Below are 24,501 nucleotides of genomic sequence, written 5' to 3'. Positions count from 1 at the left end.
CCTTCCGTGACCGTATTTCACCGCAATGAGAGCAAGGGCGAACTTCCAGCCAAGCTGAAGGGCGGCGTGATTGCCATCGGCAACTTCGACGGCGTTCACCGTGGCCATCAGGCAGTTCTTGGCCGCGCGCTGGAGATCGCCCGGTCGCAGGGCCTGCCATCGCTTGTGCTGACGTTCGAGCCGCATCCGCGCACGGTCTTTGCGCCGGACAGGCCGGTCTTTCGCCTGACACCGGCGAAGCTGAAGGCGCAACTGCTCGAGGCGCTTGGGTTCAATGCCGTGATCGAATATCCGTTCGATCGGGAATTCTCGAGCCGCTCAGCCGATGAATTCGTCCATTCAGTGCTGATCGACTGGCTCGGTGCGCGCGAAGTGGTCACAGGCTTTGATTTCCACTTCGGCAAGGGCCGCGAAGGCGGACCGGCCTTTCTGCTCGCATCGGGGGCCGCCAACGGCTTCGGTGTGAGCCTGGTCGATGCTTTCCGCGATGAAAATGCAGCCGTGATTTCCTCCTCGCGCATCCGCGACCTTCTCGCCGAAGGCGATGTCAGCGAAGCGGCAGGGCTTCTCGGCTATCGGTATACGGTCGAAGCCGAGGTCATCCACGGCAAGAAGCTTGGCCGCACACTCGGCTTTCCGACCGCGAACATGGCTTTGCCGGCAGAAGCAAGGCTCAAGCCGGGCATCTATGCCGTGCGCTTCCGCCGGGCAGACGGAACGCTTTATGATGCCGTGGCAAGCTTCGGCCACCGGCCCACGGTGACGGATGCGGGCGCTCCCCTGCTTGAAACGATGCTGTTCGATTTTTCGGGCGATCTTTACGGCGAGGTCTGTTCGGTTTCCTTCTTCGGTTTTCTGCGCGAGGAACTGAAGTTCAACGGGCTCGATGCGCTTGTCGAACAGATGGGGCGCGACGTGGAAGAAGCGCGTGCGCTTCTTTCGGGCGTTTCGCCCCTCAGCCCGATCGATGCCAGCCTCTGTTTTTCAAGTGATCTGAAATAAAGCAAAGCCTCGCGTAAGTTCGCGTCCCTATACACCGGTTCAGGCAGCGCATGCGGCGAGGCAAACTACCCCGCCCCGGCTGAACGAGCATGGAGGGACCGCCTTCCCGGCATGCTCCGATACCGTGTGCCTGCCGGTCCTTTCTTGAGGCGGAGACGACGATGGCGAAGCTTTCCATTCTGGTGCCGGTAACCGTTCGAGACGAGCCGCCAAAAACGCTTCTTTCCCTTCTGGCCGAACGGCCTGCACCTGACATCGAGATCCTGGTCGCCGCTGAAGCGGAAACGGCTGAGCGCCTTGATCTCGCGGCACTTGGCGTCATCGATAGCCGCATCCGTATCGTTACGTCGCCCGCCACTCTGAAGACCGAGCTGGCGCTCTGGTCCTTTGCGATCGAGGCAAGTCGCGGTGACTGGCTCACCCTCATCCGACCGGCAGACATGATCGACACGCAATTGTTGGCCATTGCCGATTTCGTATCCGGCAAGCTTGGACTGGTTGACGCCATCGCCTGGAATGCGCTGGCAATCAGCGCCGATGCGGAACCCGGACGGTCTTCCTCGGTCGCCATACCGACCAAATTCGATCTCGCGGAACTCGACAAGACCGAGATGCTCAAGGCCTTCTATCTCTGGGAAGGCGCCGGCAATCTGCCCAAGATGCCGTTCGGTCTCTACCACGGCCTGCTGCGGCGCGAATTCTGCCTGAGCGTTGACAGATCGATCCGCGAATCCGGCCGCCAGCACGACCTGCCGCAATGGGAATGGGCGGCACGGACCGTGCTGATGAGCGAGAAACTGGTTTTCTGCTCGCGCCCGCTTTCAACAATCGATGGCAAGACCTATCGCGTGCCTCCGACCTACATGACGCGCGGAGATTTTCCCTTCCATGGCGGCATCGGGATCACGGCGGCCTTGGCCGAAATTCAGTTCTCGGTCTTTGCTGAAATGGGCGCGCTCTGGAGCGGTTCGCAGGAGAATTTCGTGCGTGCCTGCGTCTATGACTGCATGACAGAAAGCGATCCCCAGCGGTTCAACGACCGATGCAACGCCTATTACGCGGCGATCCGCCAATGGGAGGGTGGCCAGCATGCCGCGCTCTTCCGTCCGCAGTTCGTCGGCGAACGCGTACCGGATACAAGACGGGGACTGAATGGCAATCTCCTGTTCGTCGACCGGCACATTGCCGGTGCCCGAGATGCCCAGGAATTCTACGATGTGATCCGCAATTTTCTGGTTCCGATCGGCATCGTCTGCGGCAAGCCGGCCGAGACACCGGCGGCAGCAGCCTGAGCGGATCAATCGTCCCACTCTGCCGGATCCGGAAAGGCCGCCCGGAAATGGGCGAGGCTACCCTTGGAGCGCCGATCATCCCCCTCACCTTCGTCGACGAGCGTTTCGCCGGGAAGGATGCGCGTTGCCCTATACCAATCGATTGGCCTTGAACCGATCGCCGGCGTGAAGGCGTGCGCCCGCTTGGGCAGGCGCGCCAGGTGTTCCCAGAGGGCCGCAAACCGTTTCGCTGCCTGCACCGGGGCATGCGAAAGCGCAATCTCATCCATGGCGGACTGCCCCACCCTTTGCAGCAATTGCGGATCATCGATCAGCCGATCGATGATCGCCGAACATTCCTCGATGGACGATGCGATGAAGCCGGTCTGGCCCTGACGGACGATTGCACATTCAGCAGGATTGGCGAGCACGACCGGCACAAGGCCAAGCGACATCGCTTCGATGAGCGCATTCTCGCCGGTGCCGTAATGGTCGGGCCGCAGTGGATAGAAGAAAATACGCGCCCAGGAAAGTGCATGAGCGGGATCGCCCGTCATTCCTTCAAGCATCACACGGTGCGGATGGCGCATGGCAGCGGCGGCCTGTGCGACTGCGCCGTCGGGTTCGTATGCCCCCCAGAGCCTCAGGCGGGCCTCGTCATGCTGAAGCGCATCGATCGCGGCAAAGATGCCGGGATGCATCTTGATGAAATCGACGGTGCCGAGATAGCAGAGATTGCCGGGTGCAGCCTCCGGCGGGCGGGGCGGCTTGGCAAAACCAAAGGCGCCGCTGATGACGGCAAGACGATCGCGCCTTTCCTGCGGCAGGTCTCGGAATTGCGGCAGTTCCAGCGAGGCCGGCGTCGTCAGCACGAAACGATCGGCTTCCGCTACCAGACCCGGTGCGATGACGGGAGGAAACAGGCCCGAGATATGTGACCAGAACAGGCTGCGCATTTCCGGAAACCGGGTGCGCGCCAGACATTCCAACAGACGCGGATGGTTCCAGAACTCGAACTGGACGATATCGGCGTCGACGCATCGCTCGGCGACTTGATCGAGCTCCCGGGCGATTTCGACTCGATGGCCCGCCGCCTCGATCGCCTCCGCATAGCGGTTGTCACGCGGCTGTTCGAGCAGGAGATAGTGCTGCCGGTAGGGTAAGGGCATGGCGGCCGCAAGCGCGGCATGGGCCTTGCCCACACCGCCGCCCAGATGGGCCGTGACATGCAGGATGTTCATTCAGCGGCGACTTGCGGCAACCGGCGAACGCCACCCGGAGCCGGGACGGACGGATTGAGCTTGACCTTGGCGCGGAACCGCTCGAGCAGCATTTCGCGGTGATCGTCGATATTGTCCGGCAGGCAGTGGGTAAGCTGGCCGCAATTGCCGCAGACCTGGTTTTCGCAGCGACGCCCTTCGAGATGCTGGAGCCGGAGCGCATTCATCTTGTCGGAATTCCAGATCTCCTTGAGCGGGGTGGTGCGCACATCGCCGATGATGAGCTTGCGGCCCCAATCGAGGAAACAGGAGGAGACGAGGCCATCGGCATTCACGCTCATGGCATAGAAGATATAGGGGCAGGTGTCGGTCGGACGCAGTTCCTGCTGATAGATGCCGACCTCGCCGATCTTGATGCCGGACCGTTCCTCGACATTGAATTCCGGCCAGCAGGGAGCGAAATTCTCGATGAAAATGCGATCGCAATGATCACCGAACGTATCGAAGAATTCCTGGCGCTGCGCTTCGGTAATCAGCTCGCCAGGGATCTTGATCGAGATCTCCATGTCGCCCTTGTTGTCGTAGAGCCATTTGACGCCTGCGACGAATTTATCGAAATCGAAATTGAAGCCGGTGAACTGCTGATAGGTTTCGCGCGTCATGCCATCGACGGAGATATTGATCTTGTCGAGCCCGGCTTCGATGACTGGTGCGAGCCGTTCCGGTGTCAGGAAGGTGCCGTTGGTCGTGGTATCGATGTAATCGACGTAACCGCTGTTCTTAGCATAGCGGATCATGTCTGCGAGCCGCTTGTTGAGGAAAGGCTCGCCATCCTTGTACATGCGCAGCACCTTGATCGGCTTGCCGAAGGCAGCGAGATCATCGATCGTCTTGGTGAAGACCTCGTATTTCATCGCGCCCTGATAGCGGCCGGTCTCGGCGATCAGTTCGCGATGACCGGTGGGGCAGAAGGTGCATTTGAAATTGCAGGAACTGGCCGGATCGACAAAGACGATGAAGGGCGTTTCGATCGGGATCACCGTTTCGAGCGGTGTCCGGCCTTCAAGGTTAATTCTCGGCTTCAGGGCTGCTTTCATGGATCGGGTCTCTCCTGGTACGGTTCGGCTCAAAATCCGAATCGTCCGATTTCACGGTTCCTTGCAGCCTGCATCTAGCCATCGAAGGGTGGAGCGAGGCTGGAGAGGATGCTTCAGATCAATGAGGGCAGATCTTGTCTTCCATTGACCACGCGAATGATCTCGACCCTTTCGATCAAACCGGCATCGCTGTCGGGAACGGTCCGATAGAAAATCACAAAGGGATACTCGACCAGCATCCTGAAAGCAGGCCGGATGTCAGTACGACGAATTCCCATACGCGGGTGTTCACACAAGAGGCTCGCTCTGGCTTCAATACGAGCAAGATAACGTTCCGCCGCCGCGGGTTGCTCCATTCCGATATCGACGTAAAGCTTGATCAGATCCGCCCGCGCTTGCGGTGACCAGAAAAGCTTAACGGCCATTCGCGATCGCTTCTCGAAGCCTGTTGCGCGCTTCGTCACGCAATTCACTGAAATCCATTGGCTGGGCTTTGCCGCTGGCTATACCTTCGTCCCAGAGCTGCCCCATCTTTTGGACGTCAGCCTCTCTTGCTTCCCGCTTCTCCTGCCAGACATGCATAGCATCGCGCACAACATCGCTGGCATTCGCATATTCACCGGATTCCACCGCCTGCCGCAGCAGGTCTGCCTGCTCGGCAGTGAGTGCAATACTGAGATTTTCAACGGTAGGCATCACAAGACCTCACTCGGTAGCCGATATTAACATCGTCCATGTGCGGTCGCAATCAACAGCGGTTAACGTAGAGGCAACAACTGGATGCTTTTCTCCTCGCGTCGGACTGGTGACTTCGGGTCCTGCGCGAGGATTGCAGAAATCCAGCGGACCAATCGAGGAATGGCCTCTATTTCCGCCTGATGCCGCCATCGAGGCAACGCCTCAACGCTGACAGTTCCCGCTCTCAGGTAAAGGCGTTCATGGGGAACATTCTGGTTCGGCGGCCAGAAATAGGCGTCAAACAATAAAGATCCATGCGAGCGGATCAGATGACAATCGATCTCTACGCCTGCCGCGACAAGCGCATCCCGAACCATTGTCGGCTTCAAGATGAAACCATAACCTTTGGGGATTTTGCCCGTTTCGGACGTGAATTCGAAGCCCATCGCCAATAGCCCACTGCCCGCCTCAAACCGCAGCCTTCACCCTGGCCACGATTTCGGCGATCCGGCCATTGCCTTCATGTTCGGCCCGGCGGGCGCGGACAAGGCAGGCTTCCGAGCGCAAGATGACGCCGTCAGAAAGGATCTTGAGATGGTTGGCCTTCAGCGTTGAGCCGGTCGAGGTGATATCGACGATGATATCGGCCTGGCCGGCGGCGGGCGCACCCTCGGTCGCGCCGAGGCTTTCGACGATCCGGTAGAGCTGAATGCCGTGCTTGGAGGAGAAGAACTGCTGCGTCAGCCGCCAGTATTTGGTGGCGATTTCCAGACGCCGGCCGTGGCGAGCGCGGAAATCCGCCGCGACATCGCCCAGATCGGCCATCGTATCGACATCGAGCCAGATTTCCGGCACCGCGACAATGACATCGGCATGGCCGAAGCCGAGACGGACGGAGAATTCGGCCTTGCGGTCGGCTTCCGCCAGATCCTCGCGCACGAGATCTTCCCCGGTGACGCCGAAATCGATCGAGCCGGCGCCGATTTCGCGCGCAATCTCGGAGGCAGACAGAAAGGCGATCTCGATATCGTCGACGCCTTCGACGCGGCCACGATAGGACCGGTCGTTGCCGACGGCGACAATCTTCATGCCGGCGCGTTCGAAAATCGCCGAAGCGTCGTCCTTCATCCGGCCCTTGGAGGGAAGAGCGATGGTGATCATCCGTTTGCTCCCTTCAGCGCCGCAATCCGGTCGAGCCAGAGCGCAAATCCGACGGCAGGAATATGGTCGGCGGCGCCCAGAAGGGTCAGCATACGGTCATAACGACCTCCGCCGGCCAGAACCCGGTGGTCGCCGCGTTCGGTCACTTCGAAGACGAGGCCGGTATAATAATCGAGCGGACGACCGAAAGCGGCCCGCCAGGTGATATCGGCCAGCGGCACGCCGGCGTTGGAAAATGCCGCAACGCGCGCATCGAACCCGGCGATTGCCTTTTCGAGCGGCAGATTGGCAGCGCGCGCGAAATCGGCCAGCACGCCGGGCGCATAGCGCAGGCTGACATTGATCGACAGGAATTCCTTGAGCGCATCGAGCTTGGCGGCATCGAGCGAGGCACCAGCCAAATTGCGCTTTTCCTTGAGACGGCGGACGATTTCCGCCGGCGAACGGCTGGCATTGGTGAGATAGCCGGTGCGTTCCATCTCGGCAGCAATGTAGGCGGTGAGACCTTCGTCATCGCCGGCAGCAAGAAGTGCCTCCACTTCTGGCGCCAGACCGGTCACGGCTTCGGGTTTCGCAAGCCTTGTGATCATCGCATCGAGCAGTTCGGTCTGGCCGAAGGCCTGGATCAGGCGCCGCTGCCAGCCGACGGGCAGGCCAAGCGCTGCCACCACCGCCTCGAATACGGCCTGATCGCCGATCGTGACCGTGAAGGCACGACCGGGCAGGATACGTTCGACGCAGGCGAGCGCATCGGCAACGGCACGGGCATCGGCGCCGGCAAAATCGCGCTCACCGAGATCCTCGATGCCGGCCTGATAGAATTCATTGGCGCCCTCGCGGCGCTGGCGGAAGACTTCGCCCAGATAGGAATAGCGCTTCGGGGTGCCGGTGGCCGTTTCGATATGGCGGAGGCAGACGGGAATGGTGAATTCCGGCCGCAGGCACAGGCTCTCGCCGGTTTCGCTCTCGGTGAGGAAAATCCGCCGCCGCAGGTCCTCGCCCGCCATATTGAGAAAGGGTTCGGCCGGCTGGATCACCGGAATATCGACGCGCTCGGTCCTGAGTTCGCCGAACAGCGCCAGAAGATCGGCCGCAAAAGCGGGGCTGTTGATTAAGGGCATGACAGGCTCCGTTGCAAGTCACCCCTCACCAACTTCGGCCAAGGGTTCACTCCGTTCACCCGGATGCACGCCTTCGCGCGGGCCGCGCTCCGGCCTTCTACACTCAAAACAATTTCGTTGTTTTGCCCGGCTACGCCGGTCGCTGCGAAGCCTCTCCCGCAAGGGGAGAGGTACGGTGCCACATTTGCTGCCCTGATGGAAACGCGACGCTGCAGCAGGCCTACCTCTCCCCTTGCGGGAGAGGATACGAAGGCCGCAAGAGGCGAAGCCGATTGCATGGCCGAAGTTGGTGAGGGGTAAATCAGGTAACCCGGCATCAGGCACCCTGTTTCCGATCTTCCGCCTGCGCGGCCAGCATTTCACGGACCTTGGTGACAAGATCGGCTTCCGCCACCGTCACCTGTGCCACGCGCGCCTCGCGCCAGGCGACATTGTCGGTGATTTCGCCGGACAGGCGCTTGCCCTCGATGAGATCCTTGATCTGCACCACGCCAGCCTCGCGCTCGGAAGAGCCCTGGATGATGGCGAGCGGCGAGCCACGGCGGTCAGCATATTTCAGCTGGTCACCGAAATTCTTCTTGTTGCCCTGATACATTTCGGCGCGAATGCCGGCATGGCGCAGCTCTTGCACCATTTTCTGGTAACGGCCGAGGCTTTCGGTATCGCGGTCCATGACGCAGACGACGACCGGGGCGACAACCTGATCCGCACCGAGCTTGCCGAGATTCTTGAGCGCCGTCATCAGGCGCGAGACACCGATCGAAAAACCGGTGGCCGGCACCGGCTGGCCCATGAAGCGCGAAACGAGACCGTCATAACGGCCGCCACCACCGACCGAACCGAACACAACCTTCTCGCCCTTCTCGTTGGTGACGTCGAAGGTGAGTTCAGCTTCATAGACCGGGCCGGTATAATATTCGAGACCGCGAACGACGGACGGGTCGATCTTGATGCGATCGATGCCATAACCAGCGGAACGCACAAGGTGCCAAATCGTCATTAGCTCATCGAGTCCATCTACAGCACCCTTTGCCTCGTGGAAAGATTGCTGCATTTCATCGAGAATGTACCAGTCTGAAAGATCATTGTCGGAGACATTCGCGGGAAGTGATTTGCCAGCATCAACTTCGATGGACACAGCGGCGGCCGTTGAAGCGAAGCTAAGTATCCTCCCAACTTGCTCGTCGTTCAGCCCCGCGCCCTTGGTGAAGTCGCCGGATTCATCCTTGCGGCCGGCACCCAGCAGCAGCTTGACGCCTTCGGGACCGAACTTGTCGAGCTTGTCGATGGCGCGCAGCACCGTCAGGCGACGGCCGGCATTTTCTTCGCCACCCAGCCCGATCGCTTCCATGACGCCATCGAGAACCTTGCGGTTGTTGACGCGGATCACGTAATCGCCGCGCTTGATGCCGAGCGCTTCGAGCGTGTCAGCCATCATCATGCACATTTCGGCATCGGCCTGAACGCCGGCTGCACCCACCGTATCGGCATCGAACTGCATGAACTGGCGGAAACGGCCCGGGCCCGGCTTTTCGTTGCGGAACACATAGCCCGCGCGATAGGTGCGGTAGGGAAGCTGGATTTCCTGGAAATTTTCCGCAACATGACGAGCGAGCGGTGCTGTGAGATCGTAGCGCAGGCTCATCCACTGCTCGTCATCGTCCTGCAGCGAGAAGACGCCTTCGTTGGGGCGGTCGCTATCGGGCAGGAACTTGCCGAGCGCATCGGTATATTCGAACAGGGGCGTTTCCACCGGGTCGAAACCGTAGCGTTCATAGACTTCGCGGATCTTTGCCGTCATCTCGTTGACGGCGCGAATGTCGGAAGCCTCGCGATCAACGAAACCGCGCGGCAGGCGGGCCTTCAGTTTCTGCGGTTTCTTGGGCTTGTCATTCATGGCGGCAATCCGGAAATGGCGGGTTTTCTTGGTGGGGTTGCTCTAACGGATCGAGGCGAATGCGGCAAGCGGTAAAGATGGCGTCTGCCGCCTTGCGGTTATGGCGGGGCTGGCTTCGGACGAGCGATTCTGGCAGGAAGGGCGCTGAGGGAGACCGGCATGATCGAAATCGTCACTTTGCCCGAAATGGTCGCAATCGGCATCGACATCAAGGCGCGATGGGAGGAGTTGCACGAAGCGGTTCCGGCCGCCTGGGCACGGCTTCATGCCGCCGGGACCGGAGCGCAGAGCTTTCTCGAAGCGTCGCTGGGCCATCATGACGGAATTCACCACGAACTGGTCGGATATCTGGCCGCCGGCAAGAGCGAAACGCCGGACGGCATGGTGCGGATCGTGATTGCCGAACAGCGATATCTCAAGCTGCGCCATGAGGGGCCGCTCAAGACAATCCCGCAAAGCTACCGGCGCCTTTATGATCACGGCGAACGGATGGGGTTGCGGCTGACCGATTTCATGCTCGATTTCGGCTATCGCGCCGGATTGCCCGAAGGCCCGCACGAACTCTATGTGGCGCTTGCCGCCGAACCGTTGCAGCTTGGCGGCTGACATGCTCTCCGAGGCGCTGAACTTCGCCGCGACATATGCCGCAGGCCCGCGACGTATCTCCAGCGAAATCAACGGTTCGGTGATGTTGCGGGCCCGCGCCGAACGGTGCGCGCTTTCCTGGAAGGCGCATGAGGAGCAGTGCCACGCCACCATCGGCGAGGCCATTGCCGGGCTTTCGTCCAAACGCACGGTCGCCATTCTCGGCTCCGGCCTGTTGCGCGACACGCCGATTGGGCTTCTGTCGCAGCAATTCGAGCGGGTTCTGCTTTTCGATCTGCAGCATCTCGCCAGCACGCGGCTCTGGACGCGCCTGAGAGGTCTTGGCAATCTCTCTTACGTCTGGCGGGATCTCTCGGGCTTCGAGGAGTATCGTGCGACCGGCCAGCCGCCGCGCCCGCTGGCCTTTCTCGAAGCGATCGCCGATCTCGACTTCGTCATCTCGGCCAACCTCCTGTCACAGATCGGCGTCGGCGTCGGATACCGCTTGAAGGCGGGCATTGCCGCCCCGACCGACACGCTGCCAACGCTGATCCGGGCACATGTGGACGGGCTTTCGGCGCTTAACTGCCCTGCCTGCCTGATCACCGATATCGCTTACGAGGTGCGCGACCGGACGGGCAGAGTGCTTGAACGCGATGACCTGATGCAGGGCGTGACCCTGCCGGACGCTGATCGAAGCTGGGACTGGACCGTCGCCCCGTTCGGCGAACTGTCGCCCGATTATCAGGCGGTCCACCAGGTCAAAGCGATCAGGCTGCCACAGGCCGGCCGGGCACCAACGCTTCCTTGATCGGCACATGCACGACGAAGGCGAAGAGGCCGAGAGCGACGCCGAGCCACCAGACGACATCATACGAGCCGAAATGGTCGTAGAGATAACCGCCCATCCAGACGCCGAGGAACGAGCCGATCTGGTGCGAGAAGAACACGATGCCGCCCAACAGGCCGAGATGGCGGGTGCCGAACATGATCGCAACCAGCCCGTTTGTCGGCGGTACGGTTGAAAGCCACAAGAGACCCATGACGGCTGAGAAGATGATCACCGAGACCGGCGTGATCGGCATGAGCAGGAAGATCGTGACGACGATCGAACGCGCCAGATAGATGAAGGCTAGGAACCAGGGCTTGGAATAGACCTGACCGATGGCGCCCGCAGCAAGCGAGCCTATGATGTTGAAAGCGCCGATCAGCGCCATGGCGATCACGGCATAGCGGGCATCGATGCCGATATCGAGCAGATAGGCCGGGAAATGGGCGGTGATGAAGGCGACCTGGAAACCGCAGACGAAGAAGCCGGAGACCAGAAGCAGATAGGAGCGGTGACCGAGCGCTTCCCGCAGCGCTTCGCCCACGGTCTGCTGGAAAGCGGCCTGGCTCTGGCTGCCGGACTGGGCATTGCCGCGCAGCGGAATGGCGAGGATGGGAATAAGCCCCATCAGAAGCGCCATCACCATCAGGCCTTCACGCCAGCCGACGGTGGAGATGAGGCCCTGCGCCAGAGGTGCGAAGACGAACATGCCGGCTGAACCCGCGGCCGTGGCGATGCCGAACGCCATCGAACGCTGCGACGGTGTGACGTTGCGGGCGAAGGAGGACAGGATGACGCTGAAGGACCCCGCAGCGATGCCAAGCCCGATCAGCACACCGCCACCGAGATTCAGGAGTGCCGGTGAACTCGGGTTGGCCATCAGGAGAAGCCCAGCCGCATAGAGAATTGCGGACATGATCAGCACCTTGGCAGTGCCGAACCGATCGGCAAACGCGCCGAAGAACGGCTGTCCGATGCCCCAGAACAGGTTCTGAACCGCCATGGCAAACCCGAAGGTCTGCCGGTCCCAGCCGGTATCGGCAAGCAGCGGCAGCTGGAAGAAGCCCATGGCCGAGCGCGGCCCGAAGGTAATCATCGCAATCAGCGATCCGGCAATGATGATCGCCCAGGGCATTGTGGGGCTACGGGTGGCAGTCGACATCAGATTCTCCGTCAGATAACGGCTCGACCCTAAAACAACGGAGGGCCGGAGCAAAACAAGTTTTGCTCATATCAGCTCTTACGAAAATTGATTGATGGCAGGATCAGCGCCGTTTCAACGGCCAACCTTCCGGGTGGGTTTCGAGAACCTTCGCCGCATCGCCGACCGTGACCAGCCCTTGAGCGCGCGCAACAACATTCCAGCCGAACAGAACACCGGCGACACGGCGATCATCCGACATGCGGATGCGGCGCATGGCGGGCATCGGGTCAGGTCCGCCACGCTCGCCCGTCATTTGATCCTGCGTGGTCATGATGCAGCGCGCGCAGGGCTTGACGAGATCGAAGCGAATGCCGGCGATCTCGACCGCCGCCCAACGATCCTCGGCAAAGGGCTCCGGATGTTCCAGCACGATGTTGGGACGGAAACGATCCATGCCGAACGGTTCCCCGCCCAGCTCAAGCGCAGCGGCATTGAGTTCGGCGAGCGAACCGGTGGTGGTGATCAGGATCGGATAGCCATCGGAGAAACCGGTCATGACGCCCTCCCCGGCCCAATCCGGGCTACAGATGCGGTTGGTCTTGCGATCGGCATGAACAAGCCGCACCGGACGGTCAATCCAGACGCTGAGTTCGCGGTTGGCGGCGTCATCCGCGAGCGCTGCCGAAACATGCGAATTCCAGACGACGACATCGAGGCGGCGATCCGGCTCGAACCGCGCGCGGAGCACATCATCCCTCCCGACCATGGAAAGGTCCAGCCCGTCGCGATCTTCGACCGCAACGATACGGGCGAGGCTTTGCAATTCGCGCTGGGTGATGAAGCGACCGTCCGGATCGACAACCATGTATCGGCGGTCACCGTCCAGCCCCCAGGCGCCCACATGCGCCTGTCCGAGATCGATACCGCGACCGCTTTTCAGCGGATAGATATGAAGCGAAGCAATCTTCATCTGTCAGATCTCATCGAGAAAGAGGTCATAGAACTGCTGCAGCCGATCGTGGCGTTCGCGGGCGATGCGGCGCCCCTCCCCGGTCTGGAAGCCGTCGGCGAGTTTGAAGAGTTTGACCGGAAAGTGATCGAGCGAATAGGCCTTGTCATCGAGCGGACGCCGCTCGGCTTTGGGGTCAAAAGGATCATAGAGGCCGGAGGCCATGCGTCCGCCGACATAGAAGCAACGGGCGGCGCCGACCATGCCGATCGCATCGAGACGATCGGCATCCTGCAGGATCTTCGCTTCCAGCGTCTCCGGCCGGATATTGGCGGAAAAGCTGTGCGCCTCGATGGCGTGGGCGACGGCGCCAATCTCGTCCGCTGGCCATCCCAGCCCCTCGAGAACCGTGCGGGCCTTGTCTGCCGCCAGACGCGAGGCCTGCGCACGTAGGGGCGAATTCTTCTCGACCGCCACGCAATCATGCAAAAGCACGGCGGCGGCGAGTAGCTTGAGGTCTCCGCCCTCCTTGGCCGCAATCCGCATGGCATTGCTGAACACCCTGAGAATATGAGCGATGTCATGGGACCCGTCATCGGTATCACAGGCGTATGGCAGGAGGGGGCGCGCAATCTCTTCGTGAGGTGCAAAGGCCGCGACCAGATTTTCCGTGAGCATTGTCCTATCCCGCCCTTGTTCCGCTGGCATGTTCGTCCCCTCGACGACCGATACGCCCCTTCCAGAGTCCGATGAGATAGGTCCGGGACGGGGCTTCGATCGCCGCATAACTGAGGGCTGCGACACAATAGGCGAGGACAAGCGAAAGAACGAGCGCCGGCAGAGCGCCGAGCATCGTTGCAAACCAGGTCATCCCCAGGAAAAGCACCGGCAGATGCAAAAGGTAGAGGGAAAAACTGATTTTGCCGATATAGGCGAGCGGCCCCACCCCAAGCAGGCGATCCGGAAGCCGGGAACCGCCAGCACAGAGATAGACGATCACCGCCGCGGTCAGAGATGGCGCCAGCGAGTAGCTGCCCCAGAAGGGAATTCCGGTGGGAAAGAAGGCGCGGCCGAGGAAAAAGAACAGCAGGAGACCAATAGCAGCCAACCCCGCGAACAGGCCATCGGCCGGCAGCAAGTTACGCACGTGCAAGCGCCCGGCAATGACGCCGAACAGGAAGAAATGCAGTTTGGACGGCAACAGGATGCCGGGACCGGGAAAGCCGAAGAAGACGGAGACCACCAGTGCAATGACGGTGACGATCGGCACCCAGGAATAGCGTTCGGGCCGTTCGATCCAGAGCCAGATCAGCAGGAAATAGAGATAGAACTGGATTTCGGGCGGGATTGACCAATAGACACCGGACGAGCCGAGCATGATCACATGCCGGACCATCTCCTTCAGCCCGATGATGGGATAGATATAGTCGGTGCCGTAGATCGCCGTCAGCGCAAACACCACCAGCAGGGAAACGAAATAGACGGGATAGATGCGCGCCAGCCGGTGCACCATGAAATCGGCGGCATTGAAGGGGCGCTGGCTATAAAGTGCCGCCATCAGGAAGCCACTCAGGCTGAAGAAGAGCGCGACCGCCTCATCGCCGACATCGACATTCAACCAGTAGGCTTCGACCGGATAAAAGAAACGGATATGGGCGAAGACCACGGCAGAGGCCGCAAGTCCGCGCAGACCGTCCAGACTTGCGATGCGCGTTCGTTCGGCCATGGAGAATCCTGAAAAATCCCTCAAAAAAACAGGGCGCCCGAAAGGCGCCCTGCACTGTTAGGTCAGCCTCCGGCAGGCGTCAATTGGAACCGGTTCCGGCCACTTCGTTTCCTGCCGTCGTGGTTTCCGGCTCCTTCTCGAGGCCCGTGAGAACCTTCTGGTAGAAGCGTCCGATGCCGATGAGCGCGATGCCGAGACCGATGAAGGAGAGGACGCGGTAGAGACCTTCGAGATTGCTCATATCGATGAGGAAGACCTTCACCACCGCAATCAGCACCAGCACCGCGGAGGCGATGCGGATGCTCTTGGCACGGAAGCGGGTTCCGAGCACCAGAAGCACGATACCGAGCAGCAACCACACGACCGAATAGGCATAGAGTTCGGATTGCAGGAAACCCTTCCATTCCGCAATGCCCTCGCCGTGGAAGACCCGCCGGACCGACAGCGAGACATAGCCGAACAGGAGCAAGGCACCTGTCAGCGCCAGCGCCAGCACGTAAGGATAAGGCCTGCGACTGCGGGCGAAGAGAGCCGCCCCGCCATAGGCGATGCCCGGCAGCAGATAGGCAAGGAACAAAAGGTTGAAGAACGGAATGCGTCCGGTCAGTTCACCCGTGAAATAGGGGTTGAGGGCGCCGAAATGCGCAGCCAGTACCGAGATCATGGAAATGACGCCGACGATCATCGAGCCCGTCCGGAAGACGATGCTGGGGCGGCGCAGATCAAGCGCCATCAGGGTGGCCGAGGCACCGATAGTGAGCAACGTATAGATGGCCTGTTCGGCCAATGTCGGCGTCGCACTGTCGAGCACACCGCCATTCATGGCATGGCGGACGAGGATGCCGAGCGTCAAGAGCGCAAACAGGCTGGCGAGCGCCTCGAGCACATTCCTGAGACGATCATCGTTGCGGCTACGGACGAACCAGGCCGACAGGATCAAAAGCACGGTCGGGATGCCGTAACCGACCAGAAGCGCGTTGAAAACGGGCGTCTTGCCGAGATGGTCCGGCCCGACAATGGTCGGTTCCCAGGCGATGCGTCCAGCCACGAACAGGGCCGAGAGGACCATGCCCCAGGGCAGGCTCGGCCAGTCGCGCAGCCGGATTGCCATCAGATAGGCAAAGCCGAGGAAGGCGACGCCAAGGGTGGTCGTCACGCCATCAGTCGTCACGACGAGCAAGAAAACGAGGGACGCCCATGAGGCTGCCAGCAGCAGGTCGCGGCAGAAATCGTAGCGACCGGCATTTTCAATCCCGCCATGGAAGACCTGTGCGCCAGCCAGATAGATCAGCGCCAACACGAGGCCATAGGCTCCGAACAGCAGGTCGAAACTGTAGTTGCCGAACAGGAAGAAGGACACACCGCCAAGCAGGAGCGGCGTCACGGTGCCGATTGCGGTCCAGGCGGAAACAAATCCACGGTCCCGGTCACGGAAGCGGAAGCCGACCCATTGGGCGAGGAGTGCAAAGACGAGACCGAGGCCGAGCGCCAGATTACGGGCAACGGTCGGCTCGACAATATTGACCATCAGGGCCGGATCAAGCGTGCCATAGCTGGTCGAGATCGCCTGCTCGGACATGGCGCGGAAGCCGCCAAGGGCCGCAAGCGCGGCGAAGATTGCCGGATAGATCGCATAGGTGCGGCTTGCCCCGAAAAGCGCCAGCGCCAACACGAGCGCCAGGAAGCCATATTCGGCATGTCCAGTATTGGCGAAGCCGAACTCCATCATCAGGATGCTCGCGGCCAGCACGCCGAAGGATGCCGTCAGCGTGCTTGCGATATGTCGCGGAAACATCAGACGGGCAACCGTATCGCGATCCTGAGGCGACTGCTCGGCGTTGCTGTCGAGGGGCTCCGACCAGCGGCCGGGCCAGATGAAGGCAAGGCCGGCAATCATGATCAGCAGCGGCAGCGTCGCCGGCGGAACTTCATAGAGGCCAAAACCGGAAACATAGGCAATGACCCAGAGCGACAGGCCCGCATTGGCGAGTGCGGGCACAACACGCCATTTACGCACCTTGGATGCAAGGCTGGTCGCGATCCAGGAGACCGACAGGAAACCGAACAGCGCCCAGGGATTGGGAGCCTCGCTCGATACGAGCGCCGGCGAAACCATCGAAGCGAGAAGGCCCAATCCGGCCAGGGCCTGACCGTGGATCAGCGACAGTCCAATAGTGCCGAAAGAGATGATGCCCAGAAGAACGAAGGCGGTTGCGGGGCCAAAATAGCCGTAGAAGGCGTGGGCGACATAGGTCGCGCCCATGAGCGTGATCGTTCCGGCCGCCGTCAGGATGCCGGGAATCATCGCATTCTGGAAGGCATTGTTCACCAGCGGTTCGGTGCGGCGGCGCACCCATTCGCCCGCAGCCATCAGAACGAGGCCGAAGAGCGCGGCAAGCGACAGCCGCACGGCCGGGCTGACCAGGCCCTGTTCGATCGAATACTTCACGGCGAAGATGCCGGCAAAGGCGAGTGCGATGCCCCCGACCCAGACGGACCAGCGGGCCGCGAGCATCGATTCGAAACTCTCGCGCTTCTGTTCGGGAACGGGCGGCGACTGTGAAAGGACCGGTTCCGTAAGCAGATCCTCGGCCTCTGGCGTAACCGCAGCGGCTGCAGCCACTTCAGGTGCATCGATGGTCTGCAGCTGCGGTTCGGCCTGATCCGGCAGGCTTTCGGCGACCGGCACATCCTGAGCCACCTCGACCTCATCCGGTGAGACGGCAGGCGCTGCGGGCGCGATGACCTGGCCGTTCGCCAGTCCGGTTTTCAGAGCCTCGATCTCCTTTCGGAGCAGACCGAGTTCGGCCTCGCTGCGCATGCGCAGCCCCTTGACCGAAGAAAGGGCGGCAATGGCCAGAACCACTGCGATCAGCGCGATCAACTCGAACATTCTTTAAGCCTGTCTAATACTTGGATCCGCTTTCAGATCCTCTTGTAGCCACTACGTTTGACCGTCATGTTTTATTTACAAAACGGTCACAGAGGCGTCACCTGTCGACGGGTAGATACGGCCATTCATCAAAATCCCTCTATGCGAAGGAGACCATCATGGACCATTTCGACAACCGGGACAACGTGTCGAACCATCAGACACCCCAGGATATTCGCGAGGCCCGGGAAGATTTCGGCCGCAACTGTTCCACCAATCCGACCATGGGCGACATCATCAATCGGCGCTTTTCGCGCCGCGGCTTCATCGGCGGTTCGCTCGCCGTAGCCGCGATTGCCAGCACTGTCAGCCCGCTTGCGCTGATGCTGGCCGACGAGGCCCGCGCTGAAGACGGTTCAAGCTTCGGATTCGACGAGATCGAAGCCGGCGTGGACGAAACCCACCATGTCGCCAAGGGCTATGATGCAGACATCCTCATGCGCTGGGGCGACAAGATCTTTGCCGACAGCCCGGATTTCGACCCCGCGGCCCAGACCGCCGAAAAACAGACCCGCCAGTTCGGCTACAACAACGACTATGTCGGCTTCGTTGCGCTCGACGGCAATCCGGATCACGGGCTGCTGCTTGTCAACCACGAATACACCAATGCCGAACTGATGTTCCCCAACTGGGCCAAGATCGGCAAGAAGATGGAAGACGGCAAGGAAGAAGATGCCGTCATCATGGGCGACTATACCAAGGAACTCGTCGATATCGAAATGGCGGCCCACGGCGGCACCGTCATCGAGATCCGCAAGGTCAACGGTAAATGGCAGCCGGTGCTCGACGGTAAATATAACCGCCGCATCACGGCCAACACCGAAATCGCCATTTCCGGCCCCGCTGCAGGCCATGACCGTCTGAAGACCAAGGCAGACCCGACCGGAACGAAGGTGTTCGGCACCTTCAACAATTGCGCCGGCGGCGTCACCCCCTGGGGCACCTGGCTGATGGCCGAAGAGAATGTAAACGGCTATTTCGGCGGCGAGCTGAAGGACGATCACCCCGAGCATGCCAACTTCAAGCGCATGGGCATTCCGGGTGGCGATTATGCCTGGAGCAAGTTCTACGACCGTTTCGATGTCGAAAAAGAGCCGAACGAAGCCAACCGCTTCGGCTGGGTGGTCGAAGTCGATCCGATGGACCCGACATCCGTTCCGGTGAAGCGCACCGCACTCGGTCGCTTCAAGCACGAGGGAGCGGAATCGATCGTCAACAAGGATGGCCGCGTCGTCTTCTATTGCGGCGACGACGAGCGCTTCGACTATGTCTACAAGTTCGTGACCAAGGGCACTTTCAATCCGAACGATCGCGCCGCCAACAAGAACCTGCTCGATGAAGGCACGCTCTATGTCGCCCGCTTCAACGAAGATGGCACGGTGGACTGGCTGTCGCTCATCCATGGCGAAGGACCGCTGACAGCGGAGAACGGCTTCAATTCACAGGCGGATGTCGTGATCGGCGCCCGCAAGGCGTCCGACCTTCTGGGCGCCACCAAGATGGACCGGCCGGAAGACGTGCAGCCGAATGCGAAGACCGGCAAGGTCTATTGCATGCTCACCAACAATTCCAAGCGCAAGGACGAGCAGGTCGACAAGGCCAATCCGCGCCCGGAAAACAAGTTCGGTCATATCATCGAGATCACCGAAACCGACATGGATTTCGCCTCGACCAAGTCGACCTGGGACGTGCTCCTGAAGTGCGGCGATCCATCGGTTGCCGAAGTGGGCTCCTCCTTCTCGACCTCGACGACCGCCAACGGCTGGTTCGGCATGCCGGACAATTGCGCCATCGATGCCGAAGGCCGGCTCTGGGTGGCGACCGACGGTAACAGCAAGAAGGCGACCGGCCGTACCGACGGTATCTGGGCCGTCGAGACCGACGGCGACCTGCGCGGCACCTCGAAACTGTTCTTCCGCGTGCCGGTGGGTGCGGAAATGTGCGGCCCCTGCTTCAATCCCTCGTCGGATACGTTCTTCGTCGCTGTCCAGCATCCGGGTGACGCCGGCCTGCCGACCTTCGAGACGCCTGCCACCCGCTGGCCGGATTTCAAGGACGCCATGCCGCCGCGTCCGTCCGTGGTCGCGATTACCAAGCAGGGTGGCGGCAAGATCGCCTGATCTTTCGCGTCCTCAGTTGACTATGTTCCATGGGCCGCCGGCTTCTGCCGGCGGTCTTTTCGTTCGGGCAAAGGGATCACAGACGTTTGAGCCTCGAAATTTATTCGGCCAAATCTGAAAGCCTGTTCCCCAGAGAACAACTGTTGTTTCCCGCAGCTGTCATTCTCCGTCTGGTTGTTACTCCAGAAGGAGACGGAGACATGAGTTACACAGCAACAAACGAGGATACCGTCAATACATTCCTCACCGGCTCACAATCCGGTATTGCGCCGATTGTGCTTGCCAATGGCGGCTGGATCCAAGTCTGGCGATCGTCCGGAAATCCGGATGAAAGCGGCACCGGCATCTACATGCAGCGCTTCAATGCTGATGGCGAAGCGATCGGTGGCGAGCGCCATGTCAACACGACCACCACCGGTTCACAGCTCTTCCAGGAGGCAACAGCGCTTGCCAATGGCGGCTGGGTGATCGGCTGGACCTCCTCCTCCGGCGCCGATCCGCTCGACGACGGCGTCTATGTCCAGCGCTACAATGCCAATGGCGTGGCTGTCGGTGGCGAGGTGCTCGTCAACACATCGACCGAGGGATCGCAGAGCCTCAACGATGTCACAACCCTTGCCGACGGCAGCTGGATCGTCTCCTGGGAGTCGGAAAATGGCGACAGCGACGGCCAATCCGTCATGATGCAGCGCTTCGCCGCCAACGGGTCGCGGATCGGCGGCGAGGTTCAGATCAACTCAACAGAAACCGGCGATCAGACCGAAGCGCGGATCACAGCGCTGGAAAACGGCGGCTGGGTGGCCAACTGGGGTGTTCTCGAGCCGACCAGCGGCTTTACGTCGATCGAGCTCATGCAACAGATCTACGACGCGAATGGCAACAAGGTCGGTAGTGAAACGCAGGTCAACGGCACATTCGAGGGCACCGAGACCCATTTGCGCGACGTCACGCTGATCGGAAGCAACCGGTTCCTCGTCACCTGGGTGGCGCGCGATGTCGATGGCGATACGGAAGCCTCGCAGGATTACGGCATCTACCAGCAACTCTACAAGACGAACGGCGTCGCAATCGGCGATGAAACGCGGGTCAACACAACAACGGAAGGCTTCCAGGCCAACAGCGCCACGGCCGCCTTGAGCGATGGGGGCTGGCTGACGGTTTGGCAATCGAGCGATGGAAGCCGATCCGGTGTCTTCGCCCAGCGGTTCGATGCAACCGGCCAGAGGATCGGCGGCGAAACCCGGATCAACACGACGACGGAGGGATCGCAGGAAGGGCCGATCGTCGTTGAAGCTTTGGCCGATGGGGGATGGGTGATTGGCTGGAGTTCGGTGGACCAGGACGCAGCCGATGCCGTCGATCCCGATACGATCGGTCATTACGGCGTCTATTTGCAGCGCTTCTCGATCGATGGCGAAGCCGTTGACGGCGAGTTTCAGGTGCATCAGTCGATGACCAAGGACCAGCATTCGCTCAGCCTGACGGCTTTGGATAATGGCGATTTCATAGCCAGCTGGCATTCGCAGCACCGGGATGGCGATACGTCCGACATCATGCAGCGGATTTTCCGCTACGAGGCAGACACGTTCACCGGAACCGACAGCGCCGACACCCTCACCGGCACCTTGCTTGACGATATTTTTGTCGGCAAACGCGGCAACGATATCTATCGGATCAACCATGTCGACGATGCCGTCCTGGAACGCAGCAATGCCGGCCGGGACACGCTGCAGGCATCGATCTCGGTCAATCTGTCAGACTATGCCAATGTCGAGTCGATTGAACTGACGGGAACCGGCGCAATCAATGGCAAGGGCACTGACATCGCCAACAGCCTGACCGGCAACGGTGCGGACAATGTGCTCACCGGCCTTGGCGGGGTAGATACGATCAAGGGCGGCAACGGCAAGGACAGGATCGACGGAGGCCGCGGTAACGACAATCTCGAAGGCGGCGGCGGGTCCGACACGTTCATCTTCCGCACGGGCGACGATGCGGACACAATCACCGGCTTCAGTGCCAAAGGCACTACTCATGACGTAATCGACATCCGAAATCTGGGAAGCGTGGCAAACTTTGCCGATCTGAGGAACAACCACATGGAAGCGTTCGGCAACAACGTGCTGATCGATGGCGGCGAAGGCGATACGATCACGCTTCTCGGCGTCCGGCTGCGGGATCTCGACAGTTCGGATTTCCTGATCTGATCAGGCGGCGGGAAGGCGCTTCAATCCGCTCAGCACGGCATTGACCAGCCCTTCCCGCGCCATAGCATAAGCCGATACCCGAGCTCGATCGACAGGATCGGCATCAAGTCCAGGAAATCGAGCGAGGTGGGTCAGAACAGAAACTGGTTGGCGGTTAGCGTTATCGCATCATCGAGGACGATCATGAAATCGGCCGTCGCATCGCCATTCGTATCGCCATACACGAAAGTATCGGAGCCGCTCTTTTCGAACCGGACCTCGCCTGCATGTTTGGTGAAATTCTTGGTGCCTATGAAAACAAAGTCCTGAAGACCGGTGGTGATCGTATCGGCATCCATGCGCCTGAGGTCGATCTTATCACCCTCGGCGATACTGAAATCGGTGATGACGTCTGCTGTGGATTTCTTGCTGCCTGTGTCCGACTGGGAGAACATGAAGAGATCAGCTCCGCCGCCACCCGTCAGAATATCCTTGCCGCCGAGGCCTGCGAAATACTCATCGTAGTTCGAGCCGACCAGTTTGTCGGCACGATCGCTGCCTTCAAGCCTGATGACCTTGAACTTCACGGTGAGCGTAACGTAGGTGCCCTCGGTGAAGGCGGCACCGCGCCAGTCGATGAAGACCCTGTCGTCAGCAACCTTGATATCCGACTTTGTAAGGCTCTGCATGTTGGTCTGCAACTGAACACCGACGATCGGGTTCAAAGCATCATATTTATCGGAAAACTGGAATCCGTTGGCCTGATAGCGCGTGAAGACACCGATATCGTTGAAATCGATGAATATCTGCGTGTCGGAGAAATCCACCGAAAAGAAGCCGCCGTTCCGGGAAGCCGGAATTTCGATGCCACTGTTGACTGTCACATCGCCCCAGAACCAGGGTGAATAGATTGATGTCTGGAAGCGGTACTCGGCGAAAATTTTTCTGGCCAGAAAGCCCATGATCAAACTGTCTATTCCAATGCAGGCTTCGCCTGCATTGGCTTGGCCAAACCATAAAAATACAACTCAGCCGCAGGTGCAGCCGAAAGTTGAGGAAAGCCTAAAATCCCATCCTTTACAATTCTTTAACAAATGGCTGCGCTTTTTCGGGGCCTGCGAGGTAAAAGACTGGCCTCATTCCAGCAATTTATCGAAATCCGCCAGCACCGAACGCACGAAACCCTCGCGAGCTGCACTGGGCTCGATGCCGCGCGGCTCATAGACATGGCGCGAGAGGAAATATTGCGTCAGCCGAAAAGCATCCATCAGTCCATCCGGTTTGGCGGCCTTGTTTGACGTCGGCTTCAGAAAATCGGGCAACACGAACATCTTGTCATGATAGGGCAACCCGGCCTCGCGACAGACCGCACGACCGGATTTCGGCGAGACATAGAACAGATCCTCACGAGAACCGGTCGCCGCGCACTGGGCGAGATCGAGACCAAATCCGAGATCATTGAGCACGGCGAGTTCGAAACGGACATAGAGTTCGCCCGCTTCGGCCGGCGTTTGTAAATGGTCCAGAACCACATCGAGCATTTCAAACAGATGCGGATGCGGATCGCGCTCCGGCAATAGCCGCAGCAGGGCCGCCAATGCCTGCACGCCGTGCAGGCTGGCCGCACGCTCCATGAGTTGGGCCGCGCGATAGCTGATCGGCTCCATCGAAAAGTTGCCGAGATGCTCGTCAAGCCGTGCGCGCCAGGTCACATCGACCAGATTGCCGGGCTGCAGCAACGCAGCCATGGTGCGCGACTTGCCATTGCGCACCATGCCGAGATGGCGGCCGCGCGTCTGGGTCATCACTTCGGCGATGACGCTGCTCTCGCCGTGACGCCGGACGCCCAGAACGATGGCACGATCGCTCCAATCCATGGGTGGTTCAGCCTCCCGCGGCCTTCGGACGGCACCAGCAGCCGGGCAGATGGTCATTGACGAGGCCCATGGCCTGCATGAAGGCATAGACGGTCGTCGGTCCGACGAAGGTCCAGCCGCGTTTCTTGAGATCCTTCGACAGGCGCGTCGAGGCAGGCGAAACCGGATTGGCCTTGAGCCAGGTCAGGTCGATCTCGTCCGGTCGCTCGCCCGGCAGCGGTGCAAAACGCCAGAAATAGGCATCGAGCGAGCCGAATTCGTCGCGGAGCGTGATGGCACGCTGAGCGTTGTTGATGGTGGAAACGATCTTGCCGCGATGGCGCACAATGCCCTTGTCTTCAAGCAGGCGGGCGATATCGGCGTCATCGAAACGAGCCACCGTCTCGAAATCGAACCCGGCGAACGCCTTGCGGAAATTCTCGCGCTTGCGAAGGATGGTCAGCCAGGAGAGGCCCGACTGGAACCCTTCAAGGCAGATCTTCTCGAACAGCCGGATATCGTCATGAACGGGATAGCCCCATTCATTGTCATGATAGTGCATATAGTCATCGAGGCCGCCATACCAGAAGCAGCGATTCTGCCCGTCAGGACCGGCCAGCAGACCATTTGCCGTCATCTTCATCTTCCGCAAAACTGATTTGGCTGAGCTTTACCACCGCCTAACCATATTTCCAAACCGGCTGGTAACCCTGATGAAAGGTTTCCC

At 60.3% G+C, this 24,501-nt stretch carries 22 protein-coding genes; 6 read left to right on the top strand and 16 right to left on the bottom strand.

Annotation, left to right across the window (positions count from 1 at the left end; all coding sequences use genetic code 11):
- The first annotated feature begins 6 nt into the window (after positions 1 to 6).
- The gene (locus Q4481_RS00720; RefSeq protein ID WP_304374280.1) at positions 7 to 1,002 is read left to right on the top strand and encodes a bifunctional riboflavin kinase/FAD synthetase; all 996 of its coding nucleotides are present in this window, start codon (positions 7 to 9) and stop codon (positions 1,000 to 1,002) included.
- 161 nt (positions 1,003 to 1,163) lie between these two features.
- On the top strand, positions 1,164 to 2,294 hold the full coding sequence (locus Q4481_RS00715; RefSeq protein ID WP_304374278.1) for a hypothetical protein: 1,131 nt from the start codon (positions 1,164 to 1,166) through the stop codon (positions 2,292 to 2,294).
- A gap of 5 nt (positions 2,295 to 2,299) precedes the next feature.
- Here the strand turns inward: Q4481_RS00715 and Q4481_RS00710 are convergent, their stop codons facing one another.
- From Q4481_RS00710 to hisS, 8 genes are all read right to left on the bottom strand, one after another.
- Positions 2,300 to 3,514, bottom strand: coding sequence for a glycosyltransferase (locus Q4481_RS00710; RefSeq protein ID WP_304374276.1), 1,215 nt, complete (start codon positions 3,512 to 3,514; stop codon positions 2,300 to 2,302).
- Complete coding sequence (locus Q4481_RS00705; protein ID WP_304374275.1) at positions 3,511 to 4,590, bottom strand: radical SAM/SPASM domain-containing protein; 1,080 nt, start codon at positions 4,588 to 4,590, stop codon at positions 3,511 to 3,513. The genes Q4481_RS00710 and Q4481_RS00705 overlap by 4 nt, the downstream gene beginning before the upstream one ends.
- A 113-nt stretch (positions 4,591 to 4,703) precedes the next feature.
- Positions 4,704 to 5,015 (bottom strand): type II toxin-antitoxin system RelE/ParE family toxin, encoded by a 312-nt coding sequence (locus Q4481_RS00700; RefSeq protein WP_304374273.1) that lies wholly within the window; start codon positions 5,013 to 5,015, stop codon positions 4,704 to 4,706.
- Positions 5,005 to 5,286: a type II toxin-antitoxin system ParD family antitoxin gene (locus Q4481_RS00695; protein ID WP_304374272.1), complete on the bottom strand. Its 282-nt coding sequence runs from the start codon at positions 5,284 to 5,286 to the stop codon at positions 5,005 to 5,007. The genes Q4481_RS00700 and Q4481_RS00695 overlap by 11 nt, the downstream gene beginning before the upstream one ends.
- A 62-nt stretch (positions 5,287 to 5,348) precedes the next feature.
- On the bottom strand, positions 5,349 to 5,714 hold the full coding sequence (locus Q4481_RS00690; RefSeq protein ID WP_304374270.1) for a hypothetical protein: 366 nt from the start codon (positions 5,712 to 5,714) through the stop codon (positions 5,349 to 5,351).
- Positions 5,715 to 5,736: 22 nt separating this feature from the next.
- Positions 5,737 to 6,429 carry an ATP phosphoribosyltransferase gene (hisG, locus tag Q4481_RS00685; RefSeq protein WP_304374269.1) on the bottom strand — a complete coding sequence of 231 codons (693 nt, stop codon included), beginning with the start codon at positions 6,427 to 6,429 and terminating at the stop codon, positions 5,737 to 5,739.
- Complete coding sequence (locus Q4481_RS00680) at positions 6,426 to 7,550, bottom strand: ATP phosphoribosyltransferase regulatory subunit (protein ID WP_304374268.1); 1,125 nt, start codon at positions 7,548 to 7,550, stop codon at positions 6,426 to 6,428. The genes hisG and Q4481_RS00680 overlap by 4 nt, the downstream gene beginning before the upstream one ends.
- 316 nt (positions 7,551 to 7,866) lie before the next feature.
- Positions 7,867 to 9,447 carry a histidine--tRNA ligase gene (gene hisS, locus Q4481_RS00675; RefSeq protein WP_304374267.1) on the bottom strand — a complete coding sequence of 527 codons (1,581 nt, stop codon included), beginning with the start codon at positions 9,445 to 9,447 and terminating at the stop codon, positions 7,867 to 7,869.
- Between the two features lie 159 nt (positions 9,448 to 9,606).
- On the opposite strand from hisS, the gene Q4481_RS00670 reads away from it, so the two are divergent.
- Entirely contained in the window at positions 9,607 to 10,053 is a 447-nt protein-coding gene (locus Q4481_RS00670) for a GyrI-like domain-containing protein (RefSeq protein WP_304374265.1), read from the top strand.
- A 1-nt stretch (position 10,054) separates the two neighbouring features.
- Positions 10,055 to 10,843 carry a hypothetical protein gene (locus tag Q4481_RS00665; RefSeq protein ID WP_304374264.1) on the top strand — a complete coding sequence of 263 codons (789 nt, stop codon included), beginning with the start codon at positions 10,055 to 10,057 and terminating at the stop codon, positions 10,841 to 10,843.
- Here Q4481_RS00665 and Q4481_RS00660 read toward each other — a convergent pair.
- The 5 genes from Q4481_RS00660 to Q4481_RS00640 form a co-directional block, all read right to left on the bottom strand.
- Positions 10,803 to 12,023, bottom strand: coding sequence for an MFS transporter (locus tag Q4481_RS00660; RefSeq protein ID WP_304374262.1), 1,221 nt, complete (start codon positions 12,021 to 12,023; stop codon positions 10,803 to 10,805). The genes Q4481_RS00665 and Q4481_RS00660 overlap by 41 nt on opposite strands.
- Positions 12,024 to 12,126: 103 nt before the next feature.
- Entirely contained in the window at positions 12,127 to 12,975 is an 849-nt protein-coding gene (locus Q4481_RS00655) for an MOSC domain-containing protein (protein ID WP_304374261.1), read from the bottom strand.
- 3 nt (positions 12,976 to 12,978) lie between these two features.
- Positions 12,979 to 13,632: an HD domain-containing protein gene (locus Q4481_RS00650; RefSeq protein WP_304374259.1), complete on the bottom strand. Its 654-nt coding sequence runs from the start codon at positions 13,630 to 13,632 to the stop codon at positions 12,979 to 12,981.
- Positions 13,633 to 13,636: 4 nt separating this feature from the next.
- Positions 13,637 to 14,680: an acyltransferase family protein gene (locus Q4481_RS00645; RefSeq protein WP_304374257.1), complete on the bottom strand. Its 1,044-nt coding sequence runs from the start codon at positions 14,678 to 14,680 to the stop codon at positions 13,637 to 13,639.
- Positions 14,681 to 14,759: 79 nt separating this feature from the next.
- Positions 14,760 to 17,573, bottom strand: a complete 2,814-nt coding sequence (locus Q4481_RS00640) for a DUF2339 domain-containing protein (protein ID WP_304374256.1) — start codon at positions 17,571 to 17,573, stop codon at positions 14,760 to 14,762.
- A gap of 158 nt (positions 17,574 to 17,731) precedes the next feature.
- On the opposite strand from Q4481_RS00640, the gene Q4481_RS00635 reads away from it, so the two are divergent.
- Together Q4481_RS00635 and Q4481_RS00630 are read left to right on the top strand one after the other, a co-directional pair.
- On the top strand, positions 17,732 to 19,732 hold the full coding sequence (locus Q4481_RS00635) for a PhoX family protein (protein ID WP_304374255.1): 2,001 nt from the start codon (positions 17,732 to 17,734) through the stop codon (positions 19,730 to 19,732).
- 200 nt (positions 19,733 to 19,932) lie between these two features.
- A complete protein-coding gene (locus Q4481_RS00630; RefSeq protein WP_304374253.1) occupies positions 19,933 to 21,939 on the top strand; it encodes a calcium-binding protein in 2,007 nt (668 codons plus the stop codon).
- A gap of 131 nt (positions 21,940 to 22,070) precedes the next feature.
- Here the strand turns inward: Q4481_RS00630 and Q4481_RS00625 are convergent, their stop codons facing one another.
- The 3 genes from Q4481_RS00625 to Q4481_RS00615 all read right to left on the bottom strand — a co-directional run bounded on the left by Q4481_RS00625 (position 22,071) and on the right by Q4481_RS00615 (position 24,411).
- Positions 22,071 to 22,880 (bottom strand): type I secretion C-terminal target domain-containing protein, encoded by an 810-nt coding sequence (locus Q4481_RS00625; RefSeq protein ID WP_304374750.1) that lies wholly within the window; start codon positions 22,878 to 22,880, stop codon positions 22,071 to 22,073.
- Positions 22,881 to 23,054: 174 nt separating this feature from the next.
- Positions 23,055 to 23,795: a DNA repair protein RecO gene (gene recO, locus Q4481_RS00620; protein WP_304374251.1), complete on the bottom strand. Its 741-nt coding sequence runs from the start codon at positions 23,793 to 23,795 to the stop codon at positions 23,055 to 23,057.
- Positions 23,796 to 23,802: 7 nt separating this feature from the next.
- Entirely contained in the window at positions 23,803 to 24,411 is a 609-nt protein-coding gene (locus Q4481_RS00615; protein WP_304374249.1) for a DNA-3-methyladenine glycosylase I, read from the bottom strand.
- Between the last annotated feature and the right edge of the window lie 90 nt (positions 24,412 to 24,501).

Source organism: Fluviirhizobium alvei (genome assembly GCF_030551875.1).
GTDB lineage: Bacteria > Pseudomonadota > Alphaproteobacteria > Rhizobiales > Rhizobiaceae > Rhizobium_E > Rhizobium_E alvei.
This window is presented reverse-complemented; position numbering and strand designations above follow the sequence as displayed.

Coding starts and splice junctions, on each gene's coding strand:
- Q4481_RS00655 (WP_304374261.1), bottom strand. CDS start 12,975: ATGAAGATTGCTTCGCTTCATATCTATCCGCTGAAAAGCGGTCGCGGT.
- Q4481_RS00670 (WP_304374265.1), top strand. CDS start 9,607: ATGATCGAAATCGTCACTTTGCCCGAAATGGTCGCAATCGGCATCGAC.
- recO (WP_304374251.1), bottom strand. CDS start 23,795: ATGGATTGGAGCGATCGTGCCATCGTTCTGGGCGTCCGGCGTCACGGC.
- Q4481_RS00690 (WP_304374270.1), bottom strand. CDS start 5,714: ATGGGCTTCGAATTCACGTCCGAAACGGGCAAAATCCCCAAAGGTTAT.
- Q4481_RS00635 (WP_304374255.1), top strand. CDS start 17,732: ATGGACCATTTCGACAACCGGGACAACGTGTCGAACCATCAGACACCC.
- Q4481_RS00715 (WP_304374278.1), top strand. CDS start 1,164: ATGGCGAAGCTTTCCATTCTGGTGCCGGTAACCGTTCGAGACGAGCCG.
- Q4481_RS00700 (WP_304374273.1), bottom strand. CDS start 5,015: ATGGCCGTTAAGCTTTTCTGGTCACCGCAAGCGCGGGCGGATCTGATC.
- Q4481_RS00665 (WP_304374264.1), top strand. CDS start 10,055: ATGCTCTCCGAGGCGCTGAACTTCGCCGCGACATATGCCGCAGGCCCG.
- Q4481_RS00640 (WP_304374256.1), bottom strand. CDS start 17,573: ATGTTCGAGTTGATCGCGCTGATCGCAGTGGTTCTGGCCATTGCCGCC.
- Q4481_RS00615 (WP_304374249.1), bottom strand. CDS start 24,411: ATGACGGCAAATGGTCTGCTGGCCGGTCCTGACGGGCAGAATCGCTGC.
- hisG (WP_304374269.1), bottom strand. CDS start 6,429: ATGATCACCATCGCTCTTCCCTCCAAGGGCCGGATGAAGGACGACGCT.
- Q4481_RS00695 (WP_304374272.1), bottom strand. CDS start 5,286: ATGCCTACCGTTGAAAATCTCAGTATTGCACTCACTGCCGAGCAGGCA.
- Q4481_RS00680 (WP_304374268.1), bottom strand. CDS start 7,550: ATGCCCTTAATCAACAGCCCCGCTTTTGCGGCCGATCTTCTGGCGCTG.
- hisS (WP_304374267.1), bottom strand. CDS start 9,447: ATGAATGACAAGCCCAAGAAACCGCAGAAACTGAAGGCCCGCCTGCCG.
- Q4481_RS00645 (WP_304374257.1), bottom strand. CDS start 14,680: ATGGCCGAACGAACGCGCATCGCAAGTCTGGACGGTCTGCGCGGACTT.
- Q4481_RS00660 (WP_304374262.1), bottom strand. CDS start 12,023: ATGTCGACTGCCACCCGTAGCCCCACAATGCCCTGGGCGATCATCATT.
- Q4481_RS00705 (WP_304374275.1), bottom strand. CDS start 4,590: ATGAAAGCAGCCCTGAAGCCGAGAATTAACCTTGAAGGCCGGACACCG.
- Q4481_RS00650 (WP_304374259.1), bottom strand. CDS start 13,632: ATGCTCACGGAAAATCTGGTCGCGGCCTTTGCACCTCACGAAGAGATT.
- Q4481_RS00630 (WP_304374253.1), top strand. CDS start 19,933: ATGAGTTACACAGCAACAAACGAGGATACCGTCAATACATTCCTCACC.
- Q4481_RS00625 (WP_304374750.1), bottom strand. CDS start 22,880: ATGGGCTTTCTGGCCAGAAAAATTTTCGCCGAGTACCGCTTCCAGACA.
- Q4481_RS00710 (WP_304374276.1), bottom strand. CDS start 3,514: ATGAACATCCTGCATGTCACGGCCCATCTGGGCGGCGGTGTGGGCAAG.